The sequence below is a fragment of the Bordetella ansorpii genome, assembly GCF_900078705.1.
GTDB classification, from domain to species: Bacteria; Pseudomonadota; Gammaproteobacteria; order Burkholderiales; family Burkholderiaceae_B; genus Bordetella; species Bordetella ansorpii_A.
Window position 1 is genome coordinate 253,434 of the sequence record NZ_FKIF01000003.1, and the last position, 26,323, is coordinate 279,756.

General features: G+C 67.3%; 24 protein-coding genes. 16 read left to right on the forward strand and 8 right to left on the reverse strand.

What is annotated here, in order from left to right; genetic code table 11:
• Positions 1 to 21: 21 nt before the first annotated feature.
• The 4 genes from sdhA to A6745_RS09705 all read right to left on the reverse strand — a co-directional run bounded on the left by sdhA (position 22) and on the right by A6745_RS09705 (position 3,526).
• Positions 22 to 1,800, reverse strand: coding sequence for a succinate dehydrogenase flavoprotein subunit (sdhA, locus tag A6745_RS09690; protein ID WP_066126323.1), 1,779 nt, complete (start codon positions 1,798 to 1,800; stop codon positions 22 to 24).
• 3 nt (positions 1,801 to 1,803) lie between these two features.
• Positions 1,804 to 2,184, reverse strand: coding sequence for a succinate dehydrogenase, hydrophobic membrane anchor protein (sdhD, locus tag A6745_RS09695; RefSeq protein WP_066126326.1), 381 nt, complete (start codon positions 2,182 to 2,184; stop codon positions 1,804 to 1,806).
• Positions 2,184 to 2,597: a succinate dehydrogenase, cytochrome b556 subunit gene (gene sdhC, locus A6745_RS09700; protein WP_066126328.1), complete on the reverse strand. Its 414-nt coding sequence runs from the start codon at positions 2,595 to 2,597 to the stop codon at positions 2,184 to 2,186. The genes sdhD and sdhC overlap by 1 nt, the downstream gene beginning before the upstream one ends.
• Positions 2,598 to 2,737: 140 nt before the next feature.
• Complete coding sequence (locus A6745_RS09705; RefSeq protein WP_066126330.1) at positions 2,738 to 3,526, reverse strand: GntR family transcriptional regulator; 789 nt, start codon at positions 3,524 to 3,526, stop codon at positions 2,738 to 2,740.
• Between the two features lie 255 nt (positions 3,527 to 3,781).
• Here A6745_RS09705 and A6745_RS09710 point away from each other — a divergent pair, with 255 nt between their 5' ends.
• Positions 3,782 to 4,771 (forward strand): malate dehydrogenase, encoded by a 990-nt coding sequence (locus A6745_RS09710; protein WP_066126488.1) that lies wholly within the window; start codon positions 3,782 to 3,784, stop codon positions 4,769 to 4,771.
• Between the two features lie 266 nt (positions 4,772 to 5,037).
• Positions 5,038 to 5,931, forward strand: a complete 894-nt coding sequence (gene prpB, locus A6745_RS09715) for a methylisocitrate lyase (protein WP_066126332.1) — start codon at positions 5,038 to 5,040, stop codon at positions 5,929 to 5,931.
• Between the two features lie 112 nt (positions 5,932 to 6,043).
• Here prpB and A6745_RS09720 read toward each other — a convergent pair whose 3' ends face one another.
• Positions 6,044 to 7,513 (reverse strand): short-chain fatty acyl-CoA regulator family protein, encoded by a 1,470-nt coding sequence (locus A6745_RS09720; protein ID WP_066126335.1) that lies wholly within the window; start codon positions 7,511 to 7,513, stop codon positions 6,044 to 6,046.
• Positions 7,514 to 7,746: 233 nt separating this feature from the next.
• Between A6745_RS09720 and prpC the strand changes: the two genes are divergently transcribed.
• The 7 genes from prpC to A6745_RS09755 all read left to right on the forward strand — a co-directional run bounded on the left by prpC (position 7,747) and on the right by A6745_RS09755 (position 16,955).
• Positions 7,747 to 9,003, forward strand: a complete 1,257-nt coding sequence (gene prpC / locus A6745_RS09725; protein ID WP_082852995.1) for a bifunctional 2-methylcitrate synthase/citrate synthase — start codon at positions 7,747 to 7,749, stop codon at positions 9,001 to 9,003.
• Positions 9,004 to 9,117: 114 nt separating this feature from the next.
• The gene (gene acnD / locus A6745_RS09730) at positions 9,118 to 11,712 is read left to right on the forward strand and encodes a Fe/S-dependent 2-methylisocitrate dehydratase AcnD (RefSeq protein WP_066126337.1); all 2,595 of its coding nucleotides are present in this window, start codon (positions 9,118 to 9,120) and stop codon (positions 11,710 to 11,712) included.
• Positions 11,713 to 11,766: 54 nt separating this feature from the next.
• The gene (gene prpF / locus A6745_RS09735) at positions 11,767 to 12,960 is read left to right on the forward strand and encodes a 2-methylaconitate cis-trans isomerase PrpF (RefSeq protein WP_066126338.1); all 1,194 of its coding nucleotides are present in this window, start codon (positions 11,767 to 11,769) and stop codon (positions 12,958 to 12,960) included.
• 13 nt (positions 12,961 to 12,973) lie between these two features.
• Positions 12,974 to 14,431 (forward strand): bifunctional 2-methylcitrate dehydratase/aconitate hydratase, encoded by a 1,458-nt coding sequence (locus tag A6745_RS09740; RefSeq protein WP_066126341.1) that lies wholly within the window; start codon positions 12,974 to 12,976, stop codon positions 14,429 to 14,431.
• Between the two features lie 62 nt (positions 14,432 to 14,493).
• Positions 14,494 to 14,916, forward strand: a complete 423-nt coding sequence (locus tag A6745_RS09745) for a CopD family protein (RefSeq protein ID WP_066126343.1) — start codon at positions 14,494 to 14,496, stop codon at positions 14,914 to 14,916.
• Between the two features lie 22 nt (positions 14,917 to 14,938).
• On the forward strand, positions 14,939 to 16,531 hold the full coding sequence (locus A6745_RS09750; protein WP_066126346.1) for a THUMP domain-containing class I SAM-dependent RNA methyltransferase: 1,593 nt from the start codon (positions 14,939 to 14,941) through the stop codon (positions 16,529 to 16,531).
• Positions 16,532 to 16,763: 232 nt separating this feature from the next.
• The gene (locus A6745_RS09755) at positions 16,764 to 16,955 is read left to right on the forward strand and encodes a hypothetical protein (RefSeq protein ID WP_082852996.1); all 192 of its coding nucleotides are present in this window, start codon (positions 16,764 to 16,766) and stop codon (positions 16,953 to 16,955) included.
• Positions 16,956 to 17,128: 173 nt separating this feature from the next.
• Here the strand turns inward: A6745_RS09755 and A6745_RS09760 are convergent, their stop codons facing one another.
• On the reverse strand, positions 17,129 to 18,013 hold the full coding sequence (locus A6745_RS09760; RefSeq protein ID WP_066126349.1) for a LysR family transcriptional regulator: 885 nt from the start codon (positions 18,011 to 18,013) through the stop codon (positions 17,129 to 17,131).
• 113 nt (positions 18,014 to 18,126) lie between these two features.
• Between A6745_RS09760 and A6745_RS09765 the strand changes: the two genes are divergently transcribed.
• The 7 genes from A6745_RS09765 (at position 18,127) to A6745_RS09795 (ending at position 24,467) form a co-directional block, all read left to right on the forward strand.
• Positions 18,127 to 18,600: an AtaL-like protein gene (locus A6745_RS09765; protein WP_066126352.1), complete on the forward strand. Its 474-nt coding sequence runs from the start codon at positions 18,127 to 18,129 to the stop codon at positions 18,598 to 18,600.
• 105 nt (positions 18,601 to 18,705) lie between these two features.
• The gene (locus A6745_RS09770) at positions 18,706 to 19,239 is read left to right on the forward strand and encodes an RDD family protein (RefSeq protein ID WP_066126354.1); all 534 of its coding nucleotides are present in this window, start codon (positions 18,706 to 18,708) and stop codon (positions 19,237 to 19,239) included.
• A 46-nt stretch (positions 19,240 to 19,285) separates the two neighbouring features.
• Positions 19,286 to 20,170: a UDP-2,3-diacylglucosamine diphosphatase gene (locus A6745_RS09775; protein WP_156513341.1), complete on the forward strand. Its 885-nt coding sequence runs from the start codon at positions 19,286 to 19,288 to the stop codon at positions 20,168 to 20,170.
• Positions 20,171 to 20,372: 202 nt separating this feature from the next.
• Positions 20,373 to 22,046: an acyl-CoA synthetase gene (locus A6745_RS09780; RefSeq protein ID WP_066126359.1), complete on the forward strand. Its 1,674-nt coding sequence runs from the start codon at positions 20,373 to 20,375 to the stop codon at positions 22,044 to 22,046.
• Between the two features lie 35 nt (positions 22,047 to 22,081).
• Positions 22,082 to 22,603, forward strand: a complete 522-nt coding sequence (locus tag A6745_RS09785; RefSeq protein WP_066126362.1) for a gamma carbonic anhydrase family protein — start codon at positions 22,082 to 22,084, stop codon at positions 22,601 to 22,603.
• Between the two features lie 46 nt (positions 22,604 to 22,649).
• A complete protein-coding gene (gene hslO, locus A6745_RS09790; protein WP_066126365.1) occupies positions 22,650 to 23,567 on the forward strand; it encodes an Hsp33 family molecular chaperone HslO in 918 nt (305 codons plus the stop codon).
• A gap of 147 nt (positions 23,568 to 23,714) precedes the next feature.
• Positions 23,715 to 24,467, forward strand: a complete 753-nt coding sequence (locus A6745_RS09795; RefSeq protein WP_066126496.1) for a TadE/TadG family type IV pilus assembly protein — start codon at positions 23,715 to 23,717, stop codon at positions 24,465 to 24,467.
• A gap of 120 nt (positions 24,468 to 24,587) precedes the next feature.
• Here A6745_RS09795 and ftsB read toward each other — a convergent pair whose 3' ends face one another.
• Positions 24,588 to 24,944: a cell division protein FtsB gene (ftsB, locus tag A6745_RS09800; RefSeq protein ID WP_066126369.1), complete on the reverse strand. Its 357-nt coding sequence runs from the start codon at positions 24,942 to 24,944 to the stop codon at positions 24,588 to 24,590.
• A gap of 70 nt (positions 24,945 to 25,014) precedes the next feature.
• Positions 25,015 to 26,301: a phosphopyruvate hydratase gene (gene eno, locus A6745_RS09805; RefSeq protein WP_066126371.1), complete on the reverse strand. Its 1,287-nt coding sequence runs from the start codon at positions 26,299 to 26,301 to the stop codon at positions 25,015 to 25,017.
• Between the last annotated feature and the right edge of the window lie 22 nt (positions 26,302 to 26,323).

Consider the following 26,323-nt stretch of genomic DNA (forward strand, 5'->3'; position numbering starts at 1 on the left):
GGTTTTGCTCGGATCCGGACTTTAGAAGGTACGCGCCTTGGGCGGGAAGGACTCGACCGTCATCGGCTTCATCTGCACCGGCTTGTAGTCGAGGCGGCTGCCTTCCGAATACCACAGCGTGTGCTTGAGCCAGTTCTCGTCGTCGCGAGTCGGGTGATCGTCCAGGGCATGGGCGCCACGGCTTTCGGTGCGGGCGGCCGCCGACTTGATGGTGGCGCGAGCCACTTCGGTCATGTTGGCCAGTTCCAGCGCCTCGACGCGGGCGGTGTTGAACACCTTCGACTTGTCCTTGAAGGCGATGTGCTTGGCCTGCTCGGCCAGTTCCTCGATCTGGCCCACGCCTTCGTTCAGCAGTTCCAGCGTGCGGAACACGCCGCAGTGGCGCTGCATCGAGAAGCGGATGGCGTTGGCCACGTCCTGGGTCTTTTCACCCGTGGCGCGGCTTTCCAGTTCGTTGACGCGGTTCAGCGAGAAGTCGAGGGACTCCTTGGGCACCGGCTGGTGCGAGCGCACGCGCTCGGGATGCGAGTTCACGATGTGGTTGCCGGTGGCGCGGCCGAACACGATCAGGTCCAGCAGCGAGTTGGTGCCCAGGCGGTTGGCGCCGTGCACCGACACCGCGGCGCATTCGCCGATGGCGTACAGGCCGTTGACCACGCGGTTCTCGCCGTTGACGTTCTCGAGCACCTGGCCATGGTAGTTGGCCGGAATGCCGCCCATCTGGTAGTGGATGGTGGGAACGACGGGGATCGGTTCCTTGATCGGATCGACGTTGCCGAACTTGATGGCGATCTCGCGGATCGACGGCAGGCGCTTGTTGATCACGTCGGCGCCGAGGTGGTCGAGCTTGAGCACGACGTAGCTGCCGTCCGGACCGCAGCCGCGGCCTTCCTTGATTTCCTGGTCCATCGAGCGCGACACGAAGTCGCGCGGCGCCAGATCCTTCAGCGTGGGCGCGTAGCGCTCCATGAAGCGTTCGCCATCCTTGTTCAGCAGGATGCCGCCTTCGCCGCGCACGCCTTCGGTGATCAGCACGCCCGCGCCGGCCACGCCGGTCGGGTGGAATTGCCAGAATTCCATGTCCTGCAGCGGGATGCCGGCGCGCGCCGCCATGCCCAGGCCGTCGCCGGTGTTGATGAAGGCGTTGGTGGAGGCGGCCCAGATACGGCCCGCGCCGCCGGTGGCCATCACGGTGGTCTTGGCTTCGAGGATGTAGATCTCGCCCGTTTCCATTTCGAGGGCGGTCACGCCCACGACGTCGCCGGCTTCGTTGCGCAGCAGGTCCAGCGCCATCCATTCGACGAAGAACTGGGTGCGGGCCGAGACGTTGCGCTGGTAGAGCGTGTGCAGCAGCGCGTGGCCGGTACGGTCGGCGGCGGCACAGGCGCGCTGCACCGGTTTTTCACCGAAATTCGCGGTGTGTCCACCGAACGGACGCTGGTAGATGGTGCCGTCCGGATTGCGGTCGAACGGCATGCCGAAGTGTTCCATCTCGTACACGGCGCTGGGCGCTTCGCGGCACATGAACTCGATGGCGTCCTGGTCGCCCAGCCAGTCCGACCCCTTGACGGTGTCGTACATGTGCCAGTACCAGTTGTCTTCGCTCATGTTGCCCAGCGAGGCGCTCACGCCGCCCTGCGCCGCGACGGTGTGCGAGCGGGTGGGGAAGACCTTGGACAGGACGGCGACGGACAGGCCGGCCTGGGCCAGTTGCAGCGAACAGCGCATGCCGGCTCCGCCGGCGCCCACGACCACCACATCAAACTGGCGGCGCGGCAGGGATTTGGTGACAGCGACCACGGCTTAGATTCTCCAGAGGATTTGCGCGAAATAGACGACGGAACCGATCAGCCACAGAAGGGTCAGCACCTGCAGCAGCAGACGCACGCCGACCGGCTGCACATAGTCCATCCAGATGTCCCGCACGCCGATCCAGGCGTGATAGGCCAGCGCAAGGAAAGCGAGCGTCGCCAGGATCTGGCCGACGGGCAGCGCGAACACGTGGAACGTGAACAGGGCTTGCCAGTGTTCGAAGGTGAAGGCCGGCATGGCGAGCACACCGACGATCAGCACCAGCGTGTACACGGCCATGATGACCGCGGTGATGCGCTGGACGATGAAATCCTTGGTGCCGTAGTGGGCGCCGACGACCAGGCGCTTGGGGCCGTAATTATTGGCAGCCATTAGAACGCTCCGAACAGTTTGAGGGCGAACACGGCGGTCAGGGCCAGGCTGACGCCGAAGACCACGCCCGCGCTTTTCCTGGCCGACGCTTTGTCGATGCCGATGTGCAGGTCGAGCGCCAGGTAGCGGATGCCGGCACAGAAGTGATGAAGGTAACCCCACACCAGCGCCAGCACGATCAGCTTGACCAGGACGTTGTCGAAATACTGGGCAACCTGCGCGAAGCCCTCGGCCGAAGTCACGCTGGCCGCGAACAGCGGCACGATGACCAACGGAAGACAGAGGAACAACAGCGCGCCACTGACGCGGTGCAGGATGGACAGCTTGCCGGCCAGGGGCAGGCGATAGCTGAGGATTTGCGGAACGCTGATATTGCGAAACTGCGGACGCGGCTTAGCAGCTGAGTCGGACATTGACGGCCTCGATGTTTCGGAACTAGGGAAATCGTGACGGCGAAAGAACGTGGGGGTCGGGTTGGACGCCCCGTCAAGGGCAAACCCCGCTATTTTCGCCCAGAGATAGGCTTGGTATCAAATGGTACGGAAAATAATCATCAATTAAGGCTATTGCGATAGTGATAGTGATCGGTGAGATACAGGCCCCGCCGCACCTCCATGGGGCGGTCCCCATAGGTGTAAGAGATGCGATCGACCTGCAGCAGCGGCATGCCCGCCTGAACCTGCAGCAGTTCCGCGACTTCGGGGGTGGCGGCCACGGCGCGCAGCTTTTCGTCGGCGCGGACCATGCTCACGCCGAACTCGGATTCGAACAGGCCGTACAGGGGCGCCCTGTTGGCCGCCAGCAATTCGAAGGTCAGGCCGCGGAAGGCGCCGCCCGGCACCCAGATGTCGTCCACCAGGATGGGCGACTGGTTCATACAGAGCAGGCGGCGGATGGTGACCACGGTTTCGCCGGCCCGCACGTCCAGGGCGCGGGCGATCTCGGCCGGGGCGCGCACGCGGCGGCATTCCAGCACGCGGCTTTCCGCGCGGCGGGCATCCGCGCGGCCGGCTTCAACGGGTTCGTCGGGGGCCAGGCGCAGGAAGCGGTAGCGCACGCGCGCTTCGTGGTGGGTGGCGACGAACGTGCCCTTGCCCTGGCGGCGCAGCAGCAGGTGTTCGGCGGCCAGTTCATCGACCGCCTTGCGCACCGTGCCCTGGCTGACCTGGAAACGGGCCGCCAGGTCGATTTCGCTGGGGATGAGCTCGCCGGGCTTCCATTCGCCGCGATCCAGGCTTTGCACCAGCAAGGCCTTGATCTGGCGATAAAGCGGACTGAATGCGGCGCCCTCGGCCGCCGGTCGGGCGGCGCGCAAGAGAGGTTGGGGCCGGGAGTCTGCCATGGATATTCGCGTGGATTTCGTGTTCGTCCGCCGGAGGGATGCCAGGCTTCCGAACAAACAGCGCATTGTCGCACAGGCGGCGAACCCCTGTCCAACGTCTTATGTCTTATATAAGATATAAGAGAGATTGACGCTTACGTAAATCCGATCTAGCATGCCGTCCATTCAGAGGCCCCGCGCGCCACGCGCAGGCAGGTCCAGGGATTACACTCATAGGCGCGATTTTTCGCCCTACCCCTTACCGGAGATATGTTCATGTCTAAGCCCGCCATGCGAGTCGCCGTCACCGGCGCCGCCGGCCAGATTGGTTACGCCCTGCTGTTCCGCATCGCCTCCGGCGAGATGCTTGGCAAAGACCAGCCGGTCATCCTGCAACTGCTCGAGATCCCCGACGAAAAGGCCCAGAAGGCGCTCAAGGGCGTCATCATGGAACTGGACGACTGCGCCTTCCCGCTGCTGCAGGAAGTCACCGCGCACAGCGACCCGCGCACCGCGTTCAAGGACGCCGACGTGGCCCTGCTGGTGGGCGCCCGCCCCCGCGGCCCCGGCATGGAGCGCAAGGACCTGCTGACCGTCAACGCCCAGATCTTCACCGCCCAGGGCCGCGCCCTGAACGAAGTCGCCAGCCGCGACGTCAAGGTGCTGGTGGTCGGCAACCCGGCCAACACCAACGCCTACATCGCCATGAAGTCGGCGCCGGACCTGCCGGCCAAGAACTTCACCGCCATGCTGCGCCTGGACCACAACCGCGCCCTGTCGCAACTGGCCGCCAAGTCGGGCAAGGCCGTCGGCGACATCGAGAAGCTGATCGTGTGGGGCAACCACTCGCCCACGATGTACCCGGACACCCGTTTCGCCACCGTCGCCGGCGAAAACCTGGACAAGCTGATCAACGACCAGCAGTGGAACCGCGACACGTTCATCCCCACCGTGGGCAAGCGCGGCGCCGCCATCATCGACGCGCGCGGCCTGTCGTCGGCCGCCTCGGCCGCCAACGCCGCCATCGACCACGTCCGTGACTGGGTCCTGGGCAGCAACGGCAAGTGGGTCACCATGGGCGTGCCCTCGGATGGTTCCTACGGCATCCCCGAAGGCATCGTCTACGGCGTGCCGGTCACCACCGAGAACGGCGAGTACAAGCGTGTCGAGGGCCTGGAAATCGACGCCTTCTCGCGCGAGCGCATGGACTTCACGCTGAAAGAGCTGCTCGAAGAGCGCGACGGCATCAAGGACCTGCTGAAGTAATCAAGTCCGCCGCGGCGGCTCGAAGGCACCTGCCTCACGGGCCCGCCCGGCAACCGGTGGACCGGGACGCACGTCCCGGCACACCGCGCGGATGCCCCGATCCGCGCCGCCCTGGCCGCCTCTCGCGGCGGCAATAAACCTGCCCCTTCGTCCCCAGCGGACCCTGCAAGAGGCAGATTTATTGCCGGCACCGGGAATGCTTCCCGTGCCCGCGACGACCGCGCGCCCTCCCCGCGACGCGCGGCGCACCAAGCGGAGACCCACGCATGTCCAGACCCGAATCCCCCGGCGCCCTGTTCCGCCGCGCGCTTGCCGAAGAAAAGCCCCTGCAGGTCATCGGCGCCATCAACGCCAACCACGCGCTGCTGGCCAGGCGCGCCGGCTACCGCGCCATCTACCTGTCGGGCGGCGGCGTGGCCGCGGGCTCGCTGGGCCTGCCCGACCTGGGCATCAACACGCTGGACGACGTACTGACCGACGTGCGCCGCATCACCGACGTGTGCGACCTGCCCCTGATGGTCGACATCGACACCGGCTTCGGCCCCTCGGCGTTCAACATCGCCCGCACCGTCAAGAGCCTGATCAAGTTCGGCGCGGCCGCCTGCCACATCGAGGACCAGGTCGGCGCCAAGCGCTGCGGCCATCGCCCCGGCAAGGAAATCGTCTCCACCGAAGAGATGGCCGACCGCGTGAAGGCCGCCGCGGACGCGCGCACCGATTCCGACTTCTTCCTGATCGCCCGCACCGACGCCATCGCCTCGCACGGCGTGGATGCCGCCATCGAGCGCGCCCTGGCGTGTGTCGAGGCCGGCGCCGACGCGATCTTCGCCGAAGCCGCCTACGACCTGCCCACCTACGAACGCTTCGTGAAGGAAGTGAACGTGCCGGTGCTGGCCAACATCACCGAATTCGGCAAGACGCCGCTGTTCTCGGTCGAGGAACTGGGCAGCGTGGGCGTGGGCATCGTGCTGTATCCGCTGTCGGCCTTCCGCGCCATGAACAAGGCGGCCGAGGCGGTCTATACCGCCATCCGCCGCGACGGCCACCAGAAGAACGTGGTCGACCTGATGCAGACGCGCGACGAACTGTACGACCGCATCGGCTACCACGCCTTCGAATCGCAGTTGGACAACCTGTTCCAGCAGGGCAAGGCCAAGTAAGGCCGCTTGAAACCGGTCCGGCCCACGCCCCGTGCGGCCGGACCATGACACGTACGCCCCCCGCGTCCAGCCTGCCGCCAGGCCCGCGGGGCCCTGCAAGACCCGCCTGCCCTTACTCCGGGTCCGCCATCGGATACGGCACGAAGCCGGTCCGGTCCTCACGGGTTCCCAATTCCCGGCCGATGTACGGAAACGCGCGCTGCGGACACGCCGGACGTTCGCATACGCGGCATCCCATGCCGATCGGCGTGGGCACGTCGGGATCGCCCAGGTCCAATCCCCTTGCATACACCAGTTGGTGCGCGTGCTCGACGTCGCAGCCCAGCGCCACGGCGAAGTGCTTGCCCGGTTGCCCGAAGCCCGCGGGCTGGCGGGACACCGTGCGCGCGACCCACAGATAGACCCGTCCGTCCGGCATGCGCGCCAGTTGGCGGCGCACGCGGCCCGGATGCGAGAACGCCTCGTAGACGGCCCAGAGCGGACAGGTTCCGCCCACCCGCGAGAAATGGAATTGCGCGGCCGACTGCCGCTTCGAGACATTGCCCGCCCGGTCGACCCGGATGAAGAAGAACGGCACGCCGCGGTCATGCGGCCGCTGCATGGTGCTCAGGCGATGGCAGACGGTCTCGAAACTGACGCCGAAGCGCTGTCCCAGCAATTCGATGTCGTAGCGCAGCGCCTGCGCCGCATCGCGGAACCGCCCGTACGGCAGGATCAGCGCCGCCGCGAAATGGTTGGCCAGCCCGATGCGCACCAGCTTGCGCACGGCCTCGGCGGAGAAGCGCGGCGCGTCGGCCATGCGGTCCAGCGTGGGACGCAATTCCAGGAAGGCCAGTTGCACGGCCATCTGGAAGGCCCGCTGGCCGGGTTCCAGCTGCGGCGACAGGCTCAGCGTCCGGCCGGCGGCATCGTAGCGGCGCTGCCAGGCGGTGCGCTCGGCGGGCGTCTGGACGGTGACGCCATGCTGCGCATGCAGGCGCCGCGCCAGGAGGCCCGGCAGGTCCGCCGGCGCGGCATCGTCCAGGCCCCACGCGGCGTGGCATTGCTCCGCCCGGATATCCAGTTCGGCGAAGTGGCTGTGATGCGTGAAGAAGAAGTCGCGGGCCTCTTCGTAGGGCTGGGCCGGCAGGGCGATGCCGACGCTGCGCGGCGACCGGCTGTCCTGCTCGGGGTACGACACCTCGGCCGCCGCCTCCAGGCGCTCCAGCGCCTCGCGGTGACGCCGGTGCAGCTGGATCAGCGCCCGCCCCACGGCCGGCATGTTGGCCGCGATCTCCTGCATTTCCGCGTGCGAGATGCGGGCCTCCTCGCGCCCGCCCACCGACGAGGCCGGCATGGTGTCGGCCACTTCGCGCAGCGCGGCCACCATGCGGGCCTGCTCGTCGTCGGAGAACGAGCGGGCATCCACGCCCAGCACTTCGCTCATCAGCAGCAGCACGCGCATGGTCAGCGGGCGCTGGTTCTGCTCGATCTGGTTCAGGTAACTGGCCGACAGGCCCAGCATCTTGGCCAGCGCCGCCTGCGTCAGGTTGCGCTCTTCGCGCAGGCGCCGCAGCCGGACGCCCATGAAAATCTTGCGCATCGCCCGGGGCCGCCGTGTTTCATAGGGAAGCCACCATGTTATTCGCAAACTTCGCAAATCAAAAACCCGGCCTTTACCAACCTTCACCGCATTCCGAGTGACAGCCCCTGCACCGTTGCGTAGACTGCGAAGGCATCCTGCCGCCCAGGCGGGCGCCCGCGTACACCTGTTCACAACCGGCGCCTGCGCCGGGCCGCCCGTGACCCGATCATCGCCAAGGAGACTGCACCACCATGAGCACCGCCCCCAAGAAGCCATCGGCCAAGCAAGCAGAGAAGTCCACCGCGAAACCCCAGGCGGCGGACGCCACGGTGGCGGCAGGCGCCGCGCCGGCCGCTGCCGACGCCGCGCCCTCCGGCTTCAAGCCCAAGAAATCCGTGGCGCTGTCCGGCGTGGTCGCGGGCAACACCGCGCTGTGTACCGTCGGCCGCACCGGCAACGACCTGCACTACCGCGGCTACGACATCCTGGACTTCGCCGACGTGGCCGAATTCGAGGAAATCGCTCACCTGCTGGTGCACGGCAAGCTGCCCAACAAGGCCGAACTGAAGGCCTACAAGGAAAAGCTGCGCGCGCTGCGCGGCCTGCCCGCCCAGTTGCAGAACGCGCTGGAAGCCCTGCCCGCCGCCAGCCACCCCATGGACGTGATGCGCACCGCCGTCTCCGTGCTGGGCTGCGTGCTGCCCGAGAAGGACGACCACAACCTGCCCGGCGCGCGCGACATCGCCGACCGCCTGATGGCCAACCTGGGTTCCGCCCTGCTGTACTGGTACCACTACAGCCACAATGGCCGCATCATCGACGTGCAGACCGACGACGACAGCATCGGCGGCCACTTCCTGCACCTGCTGCACGGCAAGAAGCCGTCGGATGACTGGGTGCGCGCCATGCACACCTCGCTGATCCTGTACGCCGAGCACGAATTCAACGCGTCCACGTTCACCAGCCGCGTCATCGCCGGCACGGGCTCGGACATGTATTCGGCCATCACCGGCGGCATCGGCGCGCTGCGCGGCCCCAAGCACGGCGGCGCCAACGAAGTGGCGTTCGAAGTGCAAAGCCGCTACGAGACGCCGGACGAGGCCGAGGCCGACATCCGCCGCCGCGTGGAAAACAAGGAAGTCATCATCGGCTTCGGCCACCCGGTCTACACGATCTCGGATCCGCGCAACAAGGTCATCAAGGAAGTCGCTCGCAAGCTGTCCAAGCAGGCCGGCAGCACCAAGCTGTTCGACATCGCCGAGCGCCTGGAAACCGTGATGTGGGACATCAAGAAGATGTTCCCCAACCTGGACTGGTTCTCGGCCGTCAGCTACCACGTGATGGGCGTGCCCACCGCGATGTTCACGCCGCTGTTCGTCATCGCGCGCACCGCCGGCTGGTCCGCCCACATCATCGAGCAACGCATCGACAACAAGATCATCCGCCCCACGGCCAACTACACCGGCCCGGACGACCTGAAGTACGTGCCCATCGGCAAGCGCCCGTAATCCCGCGCGATTGGGGATTGCAAGCCCCGCCGGCAGGAGATGCCGGCGGGGGCCTTCGATACGCCCGCATCCCATGCATTCCGGCCCGCCGACGGCCCCGGAGACACGCCCGCCATGAACACGAACTACCGCAAACCGCTGCCCGGCACCCCGCTGGACTACTTCGATGCCCGCCAGGCCGTCGAGGACATCCAGGCCGGCGCCTGGGACCGCCTGCCCTACACCTCGCGCGTGCTCGCCGAGAACCTGGTGCGCCGCTGCGATCCCGCCACGCTGACGGACTCGCTGCGCCAGTTGATCGAACGCCGCCGCGACATGGACTTCCCCTGGTATCCGGCGCGCGTGGTCTGCCACGACATCCTGGGCCAGACCGCGCTGGTCGACCTGGCCGGCCTGCGCGACGCCATCGCGGATGCCGGCGGCGATCCCGCGCAGATCAACCCCGTGGTGCCCACGCAGTTGATCGTCGACCACTCGCTGGCCGTGGAATACCCGGGTTTCGACCGCGACGCGTTCGAGAAGAACCGCGCCGTGGAAGACCGCCGCAACGAGGACCGCTTCCACTTCATCAACTGGACCAAGCAGGCCTTCCGGAACGTCGACGTGATCCCGCCGGGCAACGGGATCATGCACCAGATCAATCTGGAGAAGATGTCGCCGGTCGTGCAGGTGCGCGACGGCGTGGCCTTCCCGGACACCTGTGTGGGCACCGACAGCCACACGCCGCACGTGGACGCGCTGGGCGTGATCGCGGTCGGCGTGGGCGGCCTGGAAGCCGAGAACGTGATGCTGGGCCGCGCCTCGTGGATGCGGCTGCCGGACATCGTCGGCGTCGAGCTCACCGGTCGCCCGCAACCCGGCATCACCTGCACGGACATCGTGCTGGCCCTGACCGAATTCCTGCGCCGCGAGAAAGTGGTGGGCGCCTACATCGAGTTCCTGGGCGAAGGCGCAAGCGCGTTGACCATCGGCGACCGCGCCACCATCTCGAACATGACGCCGGAATTCGGCGCCACTGCCGCGATGTTCTACATCGACGGCCAGACCATCGACTACCTGCGCCTGACCGGCCGCGACGACCAGCAGGTCAAGCTGGTCGAGACCTATGCGAAGCAGGCCGGCCTGTGGGCCGGCAGCCTGGCGCACGCCGAGTACGAGCGCATGCTGGGCTTCGACCTGTCCACCGTGGTGCGCAACATGGCCGGCCCGTCCAACCCGCACAAGCGCGTGGCGACCACCGACCTGGCCGAGCGCGGCATTGCCGGCCCCTGGGAAGCGACCCCGGGCCAGATGCCCGACGGCGCGGTCATCATCGCCGCCATCACCAGTTGCACCAACACCAGCAACCCGCGCAACGTCATCGCCGCCGCCCTGCTGGCGCGCAATGCCAACCGCGCGGGCCTTTCGCGCAAGCCCTGGGTGAAGACCTCGCTGGCCCCCGGATCGAAAGCCGTGCAGCTGTACCTGGAGGAATCCGGCCTGCTGCCCGAGCTGGAGCAACTGGGCTTCGGCATCGTGGCCTTCGCCTGCACCACCTGCAACGGCATGAGCGGCGCGCTCGATCCCGCGATCCAGCAGGAGATCATCGACCGCAACCTGTACGCCACCGCCGTGCTGTCGGGCAACCGCAACTTCGACGGACGCATCCATCCGTATGCCAGGCAGGCCTTCCTGGCCTCGCCCCCGCTGGTGATCGCCTACGCCATCGCCGGCACCGTGCGCGTGGACATCGAACGCGACGCGCTGGGCGTCGGCGCGTCGGGCAAACCCGTCACGCTCAAGGACATCTGGCCCAGCGACGCGGAGATCGACGCGGTGGTGGCCGCCAGCGTCAAGCCCGAGCAGTTCCGCAAGGTGTACGAGCCGATGTTCACCTTCGCCACCGAGAACACCACGAAGATCAGCCCGCTTTACGAATGGCGCGCGCAGAGCACCTACATCCGCCGCCCGCCCTACTGGGAAGGCGCGCTGGCGGGCGAGCGCACGCTGTCCGCCATGCGTCCGCTGGCGGTGCTGGGCGACAACATCACCACCGACCACCTGTCGCCGTCCAACGCCATCATGGCCGACAGCGCCGCGGGCGAATACCTGGCGAAGATGGGCCTGCCGGAAGAAGACTTCAACTCGTACGCCACCCATCGCGGCGATCACCTGACCGCGCAGCGCGCCACCTTCGCCAACCCGAAGCTGATCAACGAAATGGCCGTGGTCGATGGCCAGGTCAGGCAGGGGTCGCTGGCGCGCGTGGAGCCCGAAGGCCGGGTCACGCGCATGTGGGAGGCCATCGAGACCTACATGGACCGCAAGCAGCCGCTGATCATCATCGCGGGCGCGGACTACGGGCAGGGTTCGTCGCGCGACTGGGCGGCCAAGGGCGTGCGCCTGGCGGGCGTGGAGGCCATCGTGGCCGAGGGCTTCGAGCGCATCCACCGCACCAACCTGATCGGCATGGGCGTGCTGCCGCTGGAATTCCAGCCCGGCACCGACCGCAAGACGCTGGCCATCGACGGCACCGAGACCTTCGACGTGATCGGCGAGCGCGTGCCGCGCGCCACGCTGGAACTGGTCATCCACCGCCGCGACGGGCAGGACGTGCACGTGCCCGTCACCTGTCGCCTGGACACGGCCGAGGAAGTCTCGATCTACGAGGCCGGCGGCGTGCTGCAGCGGTTTGCCCAGGACTTCCTGGAATCCACGCAGGCGGCTTGAACCTACCTGGCGGCGCCCGCATGGCGCCGCCACAGTCCGCAAGGAATCGACGACATGACATCCCTTCCCCAACTTCGGATCCGCGCCACCTACATGCGCGGCGGCACCAGCAAGGGCGTGTTCTTCCGCCTGCAGGATCTGCCCCCCGCGGCCCGGACCCCCGGCCCCGCGCGCGACGCGCTGCTGCTGCGCGTGATCGGCAGCCCCGATCCGTACGGCAAGCAGATCGACGGCATGGGCGGCGCGACCTCCAGCACCAGCAAGACCGTCATCCTGGACCGCAGCCAGCGGCCCGACCACGACGTCGACTACCTGTTCGGCCAGGTCTCCATCGACAGCGCCTTCGTCGACTGGAGCGGCAACTGCGGCAACCTCAGCGCGGCCGTCGGCGCCTTCGCCATCGAGAACGGCCTGGTCGACAAGTCCCGCGTGCCCGACAACGGCACGGCCATCGTGCGCATCTGGCAGGCCAACATCGGCAAGACCATCCTGGGCCACATCCCCATGGCGAACGGCCAGGTGCAGGAAACCGGCGACTTCGAACTGGACGGCGTGACCTTCCCGGCCGCCGAGGTGCAACTGGAATTCCTGGATCCCGCCGATGAAGGCGAAGGAGACGGCGGCGGCGCGATGTTTCCCACCGGCAACGTGGTGGACACGCTGGAGGTACCCGGCATCGGCGCGCTGCAGGCCACGCTGATCAACGCCGGCATCCCCACCATCTTCGTCAATGCCGAGGCCATCGGCTACACCGGCAGCGAGCTGCAGGACGCCATCAACGGCGATCCCGAGGCGCTGGCCATGTTCGAGACGCTGCGCGCGCACGGCGCGGTGCGCATGGGCCTGATCGCCGACGTTTCCGAAGCCGCGAAACGCCAGCACACGCCCAAGATCGCCTTCGTGGCGCCGCCAGCCGCCTACACCGCCTCCAGCGGCAAGGCGATCGGCGCGGACGACATCGACGTGCGCGTGCGCGCCATGTCCATGGGGAAGCTGCACCACGCCATGATGGGCACGGCGGCGGTCGCCATCGGCACCGCGGCCGCCATCCCGGGCACCCTGGTCAATCTGGCCGCCGGCGGCGGCGAGCGCGAGTCGGTGCGCTTCGGCCACCCCTCGGGCACGCTGCGCGTGGGCGCGCAGGCCCGCCTGGAAGACGGCCAATGGAAGGTCACCAAGGCCATCATGAGCCGCAGCGCGCGCGTGCTGATGGAGGGCCAGGTCCGCGTGCCGGCGGACACGCTTTAAAGGAAACGCCGTCATGTCTCGCGCCGATGCCTCCTCTGCCCAGCGCCCGGCCTGGGACACAGTGCTGACCGACATCGCAGACTACGTCTTCGACTATCGGATCGCCAGCCCGCTGGCCTACGAAACCGCCCGCAACTGCCTGATCGACACGCTGGGCTGCGGGCTGGAAGCGCTGGCGTATCCGGCGTGCCGCAAGCTGCTGGGCCCCCTCGTGCCGGGCACCGTGGTGCCCAACGGCGCCAGGGTGCCCGGCACGCAGTTCCAGCTCGATCCCGTGCAGGCCGCCTTCAACATCGGCGCCATGATCCGCTGGCTGGATTTCAACGACACCTGGCTGGCCGCCGAATGGGGCCATCCCTCCGACAACCTGGGGGGCATCCTGGCCGTGGCCGACTGGCTGTCGCGCACCGCCGTGGCCGCCGGCAAGCCGCCGCTGGCCATGCGCGACGTGCTCACCGGCATGATCAAGGCGCATGAGATCCAGGGCTGCATCGCCCTGGAGAATTCTTTCAACGAGGTCGGCCTGGATCACGTGGTGCTGGTGAAGGTCGCGTCCACCGCCGTGGTGGCGCAACTGCTGGGCCTGACGCGCGAAGAAACCCTCAATGCGATCTCGCTGGCCTGGGTGGACGGACAGAGCCTGCGCACCTACCGCCACGCGCCCAACACCGGCAGCAGGAAAAGCTGGGCCGCGGGCGACGCCACCAGCCGCGCCGTCCGCCTGGCCCTGATCGCGCGTACCGGCGAAATGGGCTATCCCACCGTGCTGACGGCCAGGACGTGGGGCTTCTACGACGTGCTGTTCGAGGGACGACCGTTCGCTTTCCAGCGCCCCTACGGCAGCTACGTGATGGAGAACGTGCTGTTCAAGATCTCGTATCCGGCCGAATTCCATGCGCAGACCGCCGTGGAATGCGCCATGGACCTGCACGGCAGGCTGGCGGCCGCCGGCAAGGGCGCGCACGACATCGAGCGCATCACCATCCGCACGCACGCGGCCTGCATCCGCATCATCGACAAGCAGGGACCGCTGAACAACCCGGCCGACCGCGATCACTGCATCCAGTACATGGTGGCCGTGCCGGTGCTGTTCGGGCGACTGACTGCGGCGGACTACGAAGACGGCATCGCCGGCGATCCGCGCATCGACGCGCTGCGCGGCCGCATCGTGTGTGAAGAAGATCCGGCCTTCACTAAGGACTATCACGATCCGGACAAGCGCTCGATCGCCAACGCCCTGACCGTGCGCTTCAAGGACGGCACGCAATGGGACGAGATCGTGTGCGAATATCCCATCGGCCACAAGCGCCGGCGCGCCGACGGCATCCCGCTGCTGGAAGCCAAGTTCCGCACCAACCTGGCCCGCGTGTTTCCGGCGCGCCAGCAGCAGCGCATCCTGGACGTCTCGCTGAACCTGCAAATGCTGGAAGCGATGCCGGTGCACGAGTACGTGGATCTGTACGTGATCTGACGCCCGCGCGGACAGCGGGACCGGCGCCGTTACAATGACAGATTCTTTACGGAGCGCGCGCCATGCTGTGGGTCAAGGCCTTTCACATCGTCTTCATCGCGTCCTGGTTCGCCGGGCTGTTCTACCTGCCCCGCATCTACGTGAACCTGGCCCAGCAAACCGATCCTGCGGCCCAGTCCTGTCTGCTGGGCATGGCCAGGCGGCTCTACCGCTTCATGACGATCCTGGCCGTCCCCGCCGTGCTGCTGGGCCTGTGGCTGTACGTGGGCTACGGCATCGGCATGGGCCCCGGCAACGGCTGGATGCACGGCAAGCTGCTGCTGGTCCTGCTGATCGTCGGCTACCATCACGCCTGCGGCGTCATGCTGCGCAAATTCGAACAGGGCCGCAACACGCGCCCGCATACCTTCTATCGCTGGTTCAACGAAGTTCCTGTCCTGCTGCTTGTGCTGGTAGTCGTGCTGGTCGTCGTCAAACCCTTTTAATTCCCAGCCTCTGCTAACTCGCATGTCATCCGACGATCAAGACCGTCCGCGCCGAACGCTATCGGTTACCAAGACCGCCCGCCCCGACGCGGACGACGACTCGCCGCGCCGCAAGCGCAGCGGCGCGCGCGCGCGCCAGGCCACCCAGCTGGAACGCGGCCGCGACAAGGATGACCGCCTGCGGCGGGCGCACTCCATGCCCGCGCAGCCGCGCCCAGAACCCAAGCGCTACACGGACCGCGAGATGCGGGACACGCGCCGCGACGAACCGTCCCACCCGCCCGCTGGCGCCGCCTGGGACGACCTGCCCGCCACCGGCGCGGCCTGGGACGATTTGCCTGCCGACGCGCCGCAATGGGACGACGACGATGCGCCCGCGCGCGACACCGAGGCGCACGATGTCTCCGTGCACGTCGCCCCGCGCGAACGCGATCGCCCCGGCCGCGGCCGGGGCCGCTCGCAGCCCGCCGAGATCTTCCAGATCTTCGCGCCCTGCCCCCAGGGCCTGGAAGAAGCCCTGACCGCCGAAATGCAGGCGCTGGGCTTCGAAGACGCCAGGACGGGCCGGGCCGGCTGCAGCTTTTCCGCCGACTGGTCGGGCGTGCAGCGCGCCAATCTGTATTCGCGCCTGGCCACGCGCATCCTGGCCCAGGTGGGACAGGGCGAGATCTCGCACGAGGACGACATCCTCGACCTGGCCTACGGCGTGCCCTGGGAACGCTGGTTCGGCGCGGAACAGACCCTGCGCGTGGACACGTCGGCCATCAAGAGCCCGGTGCGCAGCCTGCAGTACTGCAACCTGCGCGCCAAGGACGGCATCTGCGACCGCCTGCGCGACCGCGAAGGCGCCCGGCCCGACATCGACACCGTGCGTCCCGACGCGCGCGTGCACCTGTTCCTGCTGGGCACCATGGCCACGCTGTACCTGGACACGTCCGGCGAATCCCTGTTCAAGCGCGGCTGGCGCCTGGACAAGGGCGAAGCCCCGCTGCGCGAGAACCTGGCGGCGGGCATGCTGGCGCTGGCCGGCTGGGATCCGGCGGCCCCGCTGCTGGACCCCTTCTGCGGCAGCGGCACCATCCTGATCGAAGCCGCCTGGATCGCCCTGGGCGTGCCGGCCGGCGTGTCCCGGCCCTTCGGCTTCGAGCGGCTGCGCGACTTCGACCAGCGCCGCTGGCGCGACCTGAAGGACGATGCCCGCACCCGCATCCTGACCAGGCTGGACGCCCCGCTGGTGGGCTACGACCTCGATCCGCGCGCCATCGATTTCGCGCGCGCCAACGCCGAGCGCGCCTGGCTGACCGACGAAACCATCCGCTTCGAGATCGGCGACGCGCGCGACATCGACGCGCCCGCCGAGTCCGGCTGGATCGTCACCAATCCGCCTTACGGCGAGCGCATGGAAGAGCACGACGAGACGCTGTGGCGCGACTGGTCGGCCTGCCTGAAGCGCCGTTTCGCCGGCTGGCAGTTGCACGTCATCACCAGCGACATGACCCTGCCACAGCGCCTGCGCCTGAAGCCCCAGCGCCGCATCCCGCTGCACAACGGCTCGCTCGACTGCCGCCTGTTCGGTTTCGAGCTGGCCGCGGGCAGCTACCGCGACGCTTCCTGAGCCCGAGCCCCGTCCTGGTGCCCCTGGCGCCAGGACGAACACCGGCATCGTTGTAAAAGGGCAGCAATCTCGGCTCGCTATCGTGCCTCTATCCGCCACAAGCGCGCTGAATTGGGGCATCATCAGCACCAGGATCGCGCGTCGTGCACCAGGCACTTGCACAATTCCAGGGTTAACCCTAAAATCCGGGTTAACCCTAAACAAAAGACCGCCGTGGGATAAGAACTCCGGCGTGAAGCAAGTGATCAAGATCCCGCACGGCGTCGTCATGAGCGACGAACTCGAACGCCAACTGATGGTGCAAGCCATGCAAGAGCAATTCCGCCCGCACCCGTTGCGCGCCCTGCTCGCCGGCCTGCGCAAACTGATGGCCCGCGCCCAACGTCCGGCGCAGATCAAGACCGCCGCGGCTTCCGCCGCCTGATTCCGCGGCGCTGTAACGATTTCCCCTTGGGGGCTGCATAGCCCCTTTTCCAACCCGCCCTTATCGGCGGGTTTTTTTTGCCGCCGGCCGTCCCAAGATAAAAAATCCCCCTCGGGAGGCAGCAAGCCGAAGGCGCGGCGTGGGGGCATTTCACCGCCGGCCCGCCTGGCAATTCAGGCCGCCGGACAGCGAAACCATCCCGCCGGGTACTGCTCGCACATGAACGCCACGAAGGCCTGCACTTTGGGACTTTGCAACCGGCGGGACGTGTGCAGCACCCAGAGTTCGACGTCGCCACCGGCAACCCCCCAGGAAACCAGTTCGCCGGTCTCCAACTGACGCTCGATCACCGAGCGCGGCAGCATGGCCACGCCCGCCCCGGCACGCGCGGCATCGCGCACCGCCAGCAGCGACGACAGGCGCAGTACCGGCCGCGGCTCGACCACGAGCGCGCCCTCGTCCACCGGCCAGACCTCCGCGTCGCGATGGGTCTGCATGACGACGGCCGGCGCCTCGACAGGCTGGCCGCGCGCGCCCTTCGGCGCCGGCAGGGATGGCGCGGCGGCAAGCACCAGCCTGTCCCGGGCAAAGCATCGGCCCACCAGGGCGCTGTCCTTGCGCGGATTGGCGCGGATGGCGACGTCGAAATGCTCGTCGACCAGGTCGACGAAGCGATCCTCCGCCACCGCCTCGATCCGCACCTCGGGATAACGCGCCAGGAAACGCGCCGCCAATCCGCCCAGGGCCACCTGCGAGAACAGGATGGGCGCGGCGATGCGCAACGTGCCTCGCGGCGTCTCCTGGCCCTCCCGCGCCGCCGTGATCGCATCGGCGACCTCGTGCATCGGTCCCTCCATGCGGGCCAGCAGCAACTGTCCGGCATCGGTCAGCGCCAGGCCGAGGCCCCCGCGCTCGATGAGCCGTACACCCAGCGACGCCTCCAGGTCGGCGACCCGGCGAGACAACGTCGCCTTGGACCGGCCGCTGGCGCGGCTGGCCTTGCCGAAACCGCCGTGTGCGGCCACCAACTGGAAATCCGCCAATGCGTTGAGATCCATGCCGTCTCATTTTCAATACAGGATGTCTATATTTTATGGACTGTGTTTTGAATATGAAACCGCCTATCGTTTGTTCCTGCCCACTCGAAACCCAACCCCAAGGAGCAAACACCATGATCTACTCGACCGCCACCGTCGCCGTGAATCCCGCTGGCGAAACCCCGCTGACCCGTGCCCAGGTCTGGCAGGGCCTGGTCCTGAAGGCCCGCGACGCCCGGCTGTTCCTGCCGCCCGGCCTGTGCACCCAATGCGATGTCCTGCAGGATGATCGGACGCATATCGTGCGCGAGGCCACCATCGCCGGCGCCACACTGCGCGAGCTCATCACGTTCGAGCCGGAGAGCAAAGTCACCTTCTTCCAGGCCACCGGCCCGCGCGAAGGCGCGATCATCAACGAACTGTCCGAGGATGCCGACGGCACGCTGTGGCTGCGCTTCTACTGCTACCTGGGCCTGCGCGGCAAGACGCCGAACGGTCCCGAGGAACAGGCCGAGCAGCAGTGGATGGACGGCGACAAGGGCTACCGCAGCGCGCTGCTCTCGACGCTTGCGCGCACCCGCGAACTGGTGGCGCAAGGCCGGCTCTGATCACCGGGCGAAAGGTGGCGGATGCCTCGCCGCCTTTCAGCGTATTCCCTCGCTTTTGCCGGCGGGCCGCTCATCCGCGCCCGAGCCGCGCCATAATAGGCGCCCATGATCACCGCCCAGGACCTTTCCGCCACGCCCAGCCGCGCCCGGCGCTTCGCCTGCATGATGTATGAAGGCGTGCTGCTGTTCGGCGTCGTGTTCCTGGCCGACTATCTGCTGGATACGCTGACGCAAAGCCGCCACGCCCTGGCGCTGCGGCCGCAACGGCAGGCCTGGCTGTTCGTGGTGATCGGCATCTATCTGGTCCTGTGCTGGCGGCGCGGCGGCCAGACCCTGCCGATGAAGACCTGGCACATCCGCCTGGTCGACCGCGACGGACAGCGGCCCGGGCTGGGCCGCCTGGTCTGGCGCTATGTGCTGATCTGGCCGCCCATGCTGGCCGTCATCGGCCTGATCTCGCTCGGTTCGGGCGCCACGGGTTGGCGCTCGATCGACATGCTGGTCGTCGCCGCGCCCTTCGTATCGTTCCTGTGGACCTGGGTGGATGCCGACGGCCAGTTCCTGCACGACCGCCTGGCCGGCACCCGCCTGCGCAACGCCCCGCCCCGCCAGCGGGCCGTGACCCTGAAGCAAGGATAGGGACACATCCGTCACATAGCAGTCACCGATCTTTCATGCTGACGTCATGCCCGGCTGGTCTCATGCCAAGGCAAGACGGGCTGAACGGAAGACCACGGTGAACGACATCCATCCGACGCGTTGGCGCACATTATGGCTATCCGACATTCATTTGGGTACCAGTGGATGCAAGGCGCAATTCCTGCTTGATTTCCTCGACCACAACGACGCCGATACGCTTTATCTGGTGGGTGACATCGTCGACGGCTGGCAACTGCGCAAGCACTGGCACTGGCCCCGCGCGCACAACGACGTGGTCCAGCGCATCCTGCGCAAGGCCCGCAACGGCACCCGCGTGGTGTTCATCCCCGGCAATCACGACGAATTCGCCCGCGAGTTCATCGGCTACGCCTTCGGCGACATCGAGATCCTCGACGAAGAAGTGCACGTCACCGCAAAGGGCCAGAAGCTGCTGGTGCTGCACGGCGACCAGTTCGACGGGGTCATCCAGCACAGCAAGTGGCTGGCCCACCTGGGCGACTCGCTCTACCAGTTCGCGCTGTGGCTGAACAACCACTACAACCGCCTGCGCCACCGCATGGGCCTGAACTACTGGTCCCTGTCGCAGTACCTGAAGCACAAGGTGAAGAACGCGGTCTCGTTCATCACCAACTTCGAGGAAGCGCTGGCCGGCGAGGCCCGCCGCCGGGGCCTGGACGGCGTGGTCTGCGGCCACATCCACAAGCCCGAACTGCGCGACATCGACGGCGTGCTGTACTGCAACGACGGCGACTGGGTGGAAAGCCTGTCGGCCCTGGCCGAATCCCAGGACGGCGCCCTGCACCTGCTGGATTGGGCCAGCGTGCTGGCGCAACGTGAAAACCCCGCGCGGACGCGCCGCTCGCTGGCGCTGCCCGACCTGCCTTCGGCAGTCGGCCGCACCAGCAAGTAGATACGAGCAAAGCGTCCGTTCGGGGCGCTTTGCCTTGGGGGCGCCGGCTCGCCAAAGAAGTAAGCGTCCGTAAAAACCCGTATATGTCCCCTGTTTGGGACCCGGGCATGTTGCAGTTCACGGCCCTCTAGGTCATGCTTGCGGTTGGGGAGACCGGCGGTCCCCCCCTTTCGTAGCAACCGCGCGCTTACTACATAGGGCCATGAACGACCATTATCAGGCGCTCTACCAATCATTCCGCTGGCTGGTTCCTCCCCAGTTCAATATCGCGGAAGCGTGCTGCCATCGCTGGGCAGCCAGCGCGCCGGAATCGCGTCGCATCGCCATCTACTACGAAGACGAAGCCGGCAACCGCGAGGTATGGACCTACGCCCGCCTGGCCGAGGCCGCCAATCAGTTGGCCAATGGCCTGATCAAGATGGGCGTCGAGCCCGGCGACCGCGTCGGTGTGGTATTGGGACAACGCCCCGAGACCGTCGTGGCCCATATGGCCATCTACAGCGTGGGCGCCGTGGTGCTGCCGCTGTCGTCGCTGTTCGGCCCCGAGGCCCTGCAATCCCGGCTGTGCGATGCCGAGGCCCGCGTGGCCATCGTCGACTATGCTTCCAGCGCGCATCTGCTGGCCGTCAGCGACGACTGTCCGCAATTGCAGCAGATCATCGGCATCGGTTTCGCCGACGAGCGCGTACTGCCCTGGCGCAGCCTGCTGGCCCGCCAGCCATCCGAATTCAAGCGCGTGATGACGCGCGCGTCCGATCCCGCCATCCTGCTCTATACGTCCGGCACCACCGGCGCGCCCAAGGGCGCCCTGCTGCCCCACAGCGTGCTCATCGGCAACCTGCCCGGCTTCGTGGCCTCGCAGGACTGGTTTCCACGCGTGGGCGACGTCTTCTGGTCGCCGGCGGACTGGGCCTGGACCGGCGGCATGATGGACGCCCTGCTGCCCACCCTGTATTTCGGCCATCCCATCGTGGGCACGCGGAGCCGTTTCTCGCCCGAACGCGCCTTCGAGCTGATGGAGCGTTACCAGGTCACCAACACCTTCCTGTTCCCCACCGCCCTCAAGATGATGATGAAGACGGTGCCGCAACCGCGCGAGCGCTATCGGCTGGCGCTGCGCGCCCTGATGAGCGCCGGCGAAAGCGTGGGCGAAACCGTGTTCGCCTGGTGCGAATCCGCGCTGGGCGTGACGCCCAACGAGATGTTCGGCCAGACCGAAATGAACTACGTGGTGGGCAACAGCAGCAAGCGTTGGCCCGCCCGGCCCGGCAGCATGGGCCGTCCCTATCCGGGCCATCGCGTGGCCGTCATCGACGAACTGGGCCAGGAAGCGCCCGTGGGCGAGATCGGCGAGGTCGCGGTCAACCGCACCGACATCGCCGGGCACCCCGACCCCGTCATGTTCCTGGGCTACTGGCGCAACCCCATCGCCACCGAGGGCAAGTTCACGGGCGACTGGTGCCGCACCGGCGACCTGGCCAGCCAGGACGCCGATGGCTACCTCTGGTACGCCGGGCGCGCCGACGACGTCTTCAAGTCGGCCGGCTACCGCATCGGGCCGGGCGAGATCGAGAACTGCCTGCTCGGCCACCCGGCCGTGGCCAACGCCGCCGTGGTGCCCAAGCCCGACGCCGAGCGCGGCGCGCTGGTCAAGGCCTACGTGGTGCTGACCGCCGACTACCTCGGCCGCCCCCCCGAGGAAATCACGCAGGCCTTGCAGGACCACGTGCGCGAGCGCCTGGCGCCGTACGAGTATCCCAAGGAAATCGAATACCTGGACGAACTGCCGATGACCACCACCGGCAAGGTACAGCGCGCGGTGCTGCGGCGCCGCGAAGAAGAGCGCGCAGCGCGCACCGCCCCCGGCGCGGCCTGACCGCCTGCGGCGCGCACCGACGGAGACACCCCCGCATGCCCATCTATCAACTGGACGGCCTCGTCCCGTCCATCGATCCGGACACCTACGTGTCCGACAGCGCCGACCTGATCGGCAACGTCACGCTGCAAGCCGGCGTCAGCATCTGGTCGCACGTTTCCATCCGCGCCGACAACGCACCCATCGTGATCCGCCGCAACAGCAACATCCAGGAATCCACCGTCATGCACGTGGACGAAGGCTGTCCGCTGACGGTTCATGAGAACGTCACGGTCGGCCACCAGGCCATGCTGCACGGCTGCACCATCCTGGAGGGCGCGCTGATCGGCATGCAGGCCATCGTGCTGAACAATGCCGTGGTGGGACGCAACTGCCTGATTGGCGCCGGCGCCATCGTGCCCGAGGGCCGGGTCATTCCCGACAATTCGCTGGTGATCGGCATCGGCAAGATCGTGCGCGAACTGACCGCCGAAGAAATCGCCGGCATGCATGCCGGCAGCGCCCGCTACGCCGAGCGCGGACGGCAGTACAGGACCTCGCTCAAGCGCATCGGCTAGCCCTGTCCCGGGCGGCGGGGCCACCGGAATCGGCTAAGATGCCTGCATGACCGATTCGCTGAAAAAATACCTGCTCGAAGACCGTACGGTGCGCGTGCAGGCTGTGCGTCTGCACGACACCTGGCAGCAGGCCCAGGCGCATCACCAGTACCCGCCGACCGTCAAGCGCCTGCTCGGCGAACTGGTGGCGGCCTCGACCCTGCTGGCCGCCAATATCAAGTTCGAAGGTTCGCTGCTGCTGCAGATCCAGGGCGACGGCCCGATCGCACTGGTGGTGGTCGAGTGCCGCTCCGACCTCAGCCTGCGCGCCACCGTCAAGGTGCGCGATGGCCACGAGGTGCCCGAGGACGGCACCCTGCAGAGCCTGCTGAACACCCGCGGCGAAGGCCGTTTCATGGTCATCCTCGACCCCAAGCGCAAGGTGCCCGGCCAGCAGGCCTACCAGGGCATCGTCCCGCTGGAGGGCGACACGGTGGCCGAGGTCCTGCAGCACTACATGAAGGCGTCCGAGCAACTGGACACGCGCCTGTGGCTGGCCGCCGACGACGCGCACGTCGCGGGCCTGCTGGTGCAGCGCCTGCCCGACCAGGGCGGCCTGCCCCAGGGCAACGCCGATTCCGATACCTGGACGCGCGCCACGCACCTGGCCGGCACGCTGTCCGGCGAGGAACTGCTGCAGACCGACGTGGACACGCTCATCCACCGCCTGTACTGGGAAGAGACCCTCACCGCGTTCGACCCCCTGCCGGTACGCTGGTTCTGCCCGTGCACGCGTGATCGCGTGGCCGGCATGCTGCGTTCACTGGGCGCCGCCGAAGTGCAGGAAATCCTGGCTGAACAGGGCCAGGTCGAAGTCTCCTGCGACTTCTGCGGCAAGCCCTATCTGTTCGATCCCGTCGACTGCGCGGGGCTGTTCGCCGAAAGTACGCCGATGCCGGAACAGGATCCGCCGACGATGCATTGAACCGGTGCGGGGGTAGCGGTCCCGTTGCCTCCCCTCACTGGGCCGAGAACTAGATCAAGCAGAAAATCAATCGGATGCGTCCTACGCGGCTTAGCGTAGATTCCACAATCGACGCATTCGAGAGTGCCGGGCAAACTGCCTGGCACCATGTCCGACCCGCACAGTCTCTCCTACAGCCTTGCTCGCCGCCAACGCGGTGCGGCGCTGATCGAATCCGCCGTTGCGCTGGGTGCGGTGCTGCTGGTCGCGCTGACTGCCGTCGAGGTCATGCACTGGCAGTTGATGCGGCAACTGGCCTACGTCGCGCTGACCGAAGCCGCGCGAGCCGGCGCCACCGGCCACGCCCGCCCCGGCCTCATCGCGCAGGCATTCGAAGCCGCCTTGCTGCCCCGCCATGCCTCGCCCGGCGGGCAGCCGGAAGCCGTGCTGATGATGCAGGCCGCCTTGGCGCGCACGGCGCGGCGCGTGGGCATGCCGGCGTGGCACATCACGATATTGCGGCCAGGCACGGCCGCCTATGCCGATTTCTCCCAACCGGAATTCCGCGTGCCCGCCGCAGCAGGCCTGCTCGCGGTGCGCAACGACTACCAGGCCGAACAGCACGCGGCCTATCGGTCCCGCTGGCCAGGCGGGCTGGGCCCGCGTTCGGGCCTCACCATCTTCCAGGCCAACACGCTGCGCCTGCGGCTGCGCTATCTGGTTGAACCGATCACGCCAATCGGCGGGCTGGCCATGCGGACCATGGCGGTTCTGCCAGGTTCCGCAGCCTGCATCCGGCGAGCCCTGTCGGCCGGCGTACTGCCCCTGTCCATGACCCTGACGATGGACATGCAATCCCACCCTGTGCGGTGGCCCGCGAACGACCATCCGCAAATCAACGAGGACGACAATGCGTGTTGAGAAAAACCACGGCCTGGGCCGCCCAAAGGAAAATCCACGGACAAGCCGTGGATCCCGGTGGCAACGCGTATGGCTACGAACTCGATGGCCCGGCGCCCCGCGCATGGATCAGCGCATGGATCAGCGTGTAAGCGGCGAAGCAGGCCGGGCAGCCGGCTTGGCGCCTGATTTCGGGGGTTCCGGCGGCTTGACCGGAATGGCGGCGCCTGGCGGCAGGATGTGCACGAAGACTTCGCCGTCCTTCATCATGCCCAGCTCTCCACGGGCACGCTCCTCGATCGCCTCGGTACCCGTGGCCAGGTCGTTCACTTCGGCCTGCAGGGCCGCATTGCGGGCTCGCAGGCTGTCGTTCGTCTCACGCTGCTTGGACACCTGCTCTTGCAGTTCCCACACACGAAACCAGCCGCCCTTGCCCATCCACAATGGATATTGGATCAGGCCCACCAGGGCAACCAGCACGATCAGCAGCAGGCGCATACGCGTCCTCGGCAGCGCGGCAAGCGCGTGGGCGCCGCGGGCCTTATGCAGGCAGCGGCGCCGTCACGCGTCAACGCAGGTTGTAGAACGCCTCGATGCCGGGGTAAGACGCAACTTCGGCCAGCTCTTCCTCGATGCGCAGCAACTGGTTGTACTTGGACATGCGGTCCGAACGCGACAGCGAACCCGTCTTGATCTGCATGGCGTTGGTGGCCACGGCGATGTCGGCGATGGTCGAGTCCTCGGTCTCGCCGGAACGGTGCGACACGACGGCGGTATAGCCGGCGCGCTTGGCCATCTCGATGGCCGCGAAGGTCTCGGTCAGCGTGCCGATCTGGTTGATCTTGATCAGGATCGAGTTGGCCACGCCCTTCTGGATGCCTTCGCGCAGGATGCGGGTGTTGGTGACGAACAGGTCGTCGCCCACCAGTTGCACCTTCTTGCCCAGTTGGTCCGTCAACAGCTTCCAGCCGTCCCAGTCGTTCTCGGCCATGCCGTCTTCGATCGAGATGATCGGGTACTTGTCGCACCACGTGGCCAGCAGGTTGGCGAACTCTTGCGAGGACAGCGACACGCCGCCTTCGCCGGCCAGCGTGTACTTGCCGTCACGGAAGAATTCCGAGCTGGCGCAATCCAGGCCCAGGGCGATCTGCGTGCCCGGCTCGTAGCCGGCCTCGGTGATCGCCTTCAGGATCAACTGGATGGCGGCTTCGTGGTTGGCCACGTTGGGGGCGAACCCCCCCTCGTCGCCCACGGCGGTCGACATGCCCTGGTCGTGAATCAGCTTCTTCAGCATGTGGAACACTTCCGCGCCCCAACGCAGCGATTCGCGGAAGCTGGCGGCGCCCACCGGCAGGATCATGAATTCCTGCAGGTCCAGCGTGTTGTTGGCATGCGCGCCGCCGTTGATGACGTTCATCATCGGCACGGGCATGCTCATGGGGCCGCTGCCGCCGAAGTAGCGGTACAGCGACAGGCCGGATTCGTCGGCGGCGGCGCGGGCCACGGCCATGCTGGCGGCCAGCATGGCATTGGCGCCCAGGCGCTGCTTGCTGTCGGTGCCGTCCAGTTCGATCAGGGTGCGGTCGACGAAGGTCTGCTCCTGGGCATCCAGGCCCATCAGCGCTTCGGATATCTCGGTGTTGACGTTCTCGACGGCGCGCAGCACGCCCTTGCCCAGATAGCGGCCCTTGTCGCCATCGCGCAGCTCGATGGCTTCGCGGGTGCCGGTGGACGCACCCGACGGCACCGCGGCGCGGCCCATGGCGCCGGATTCCAGCAGCACGTCGCACTCGACGGTGGGGTTGCCGCGCGAGTCGAGAATCTCGCGGCCGATGATGTCGACGATAGCACTCATGTCTTTATGTTCCCAGAACGAT

Excerpts from the sequence above, each read along its gene's own strand:
- A6745_RS09770 (WP_066126354.1), top strand. The coding sequence starts at position 18,706 with ATGATCACCGCCCAGGACCTTTCCGCCACGCCCAGCCGCGCCCGGCGC.
- acnD (WP_066126337.1), top strand. The coding sequence starts at position 9,118 with ATGAACACGAACTACCGCAAACCGCTGCCCGGCACCCCGCTGGACTAC.
- prpB (WP_066126332.1), top strand. The coding sequence starts at position 5,038 with ATGTCCAGACCCGAATCCCCCGGCGCCCTGTTCCGCCGCGCGCTTGCC.
- A6745_RS09745 (WP_066126343.1), top strand. The coding sequence starts at position 14,494 with ATGCTGTGGGTCAAGGCCTTTCACATCGTCTTCATCGCGTCCTGGTTC.
- A6745_RS09710 (WP_066126488.1), top strand. The coding sequence starts at position 3,782 with ATGTCTAAGCCCGCCATGCGAGTCGCCGTCACCGGCGCCGCCGGCCAG.
- A6745_RS09720 (WP_066126335.1), bottom strand. The coding sequence starts at position 7,513 with ATGCGCAAGATTTTCATGGGCGTCCGGCTGCGGCGCCTGCGCGAAGAG.
- A6745_RS09765 (WP_066126352.1), top strand. The coding sequence starts at position 18,127 with ATGATCTACTCGACCGCCACCGTCGCCGTGAATCCCGCTGGCGAAACC.
- A6745_RS09780 (WP_066126359.1), top strand. The coding sequence starts at position 20,373 with ATGAACGACCATTATCAGGCGCTCTACCAATCATTCCGCTGGCTGGTT.
- A6745_RS09750 (WP_066126346.1), top strand. The coding sequence starts at position 14,939 with ATGTCATCCGACGATCAAGACCGTCCGCGCCGAACGCTATCGGTTACC.
- ftsB (WP_066126369.1), bottom strand. The coding sequence starts at position 24,944 with ATGCGCCTGCTGCTGATCGTGCTGGTTGCCCTGGTGGGCCTGATCCAA.
- eno (WP_066126371.1), bottom strand. The coding sequence starts at position 26,301 with ATGAGTGCTATCGTCGACATCATCGGCCGCGAGATTCTCGACTCGCGC.
- sdhC (WP_066126328.1), bottom strand. The coding sequence starts at position 2,597 with ATGTCCGACTCAGCTGCTAAGCCGCGTCCGCAGTTTCGCAATATCAGC.
- prpC (WP_082852995.1), top strand. The coding sequence starts at position 7,747 with ATGAGCACCGCCCCCAAGAAGCCATCGGCCAAGCAAGCAGAGAAGTCC.
- hslO (WP_066126365.1), top strand. The coding sequence starts at position 22,650 with ATGACCGATTCGCTGAAAAAATACCTGCTCGAAGACCGTACGGTGCGC.
- sdhD (WP_066126326.1), bottom strand. The coding sequence starts at position 2,184 with ATGGCTGCCAATAATTACGGCCCCAAGCGCCTGGTCGTCGGCGCCCAC.
- A6745_RS09705 (WP_066126330.1), bottom strand. The coding sequence starts at position 3,526 with ATGGCAGACTCCCGGCCCCAACCTCTCTTGCGCGCCGCCCGACCGGCG.
- A6745_RS09740 (WP_066126341.1), top strand. The coding sequence starts at position 12,974 with ATGTCTCGCGCCGATGCCTCCTCTGCCCAGCGCCCGGCCTGGGACACA.
- prpF (WP_066126338.1), top strand. The coding sequence starts at position 11,767 with ATGACATCCCTTCCCCAACTTCGGATCCGCGCCACCTACATGCGCGGC.
- A6745_RS09775 (WP_156513341.1), top strand. The coding sequence starts at position 19,286 with ATGCCCGGCTGGTCTCATGCCAAGGCAAGACGGGCTGAACGGAAGACC.
- A6745_RS09785 (WP_066126362.1), top strand. The coding sequence starts at position 22,082 with ATGCCCATCTATCAACTGGACGGCCTCGTCCCGTCCATCGATCCGGAC.
- A6745_RS09760 (WP_066126349.1), bottom strand. The coding sequence starts at position 18,013 with ATGGATCTCAACGCATTGGCGGATTTCCAGTTGGTGGCCGCACACGGC.
- A6745_RS09795 (WP_066126496.1), top strand. The coding sequence starts at position 23,715 with ATGTCCGACCCGCACAGTCTCTCCTACAGCCTTGCTCGCCGCCAACGC.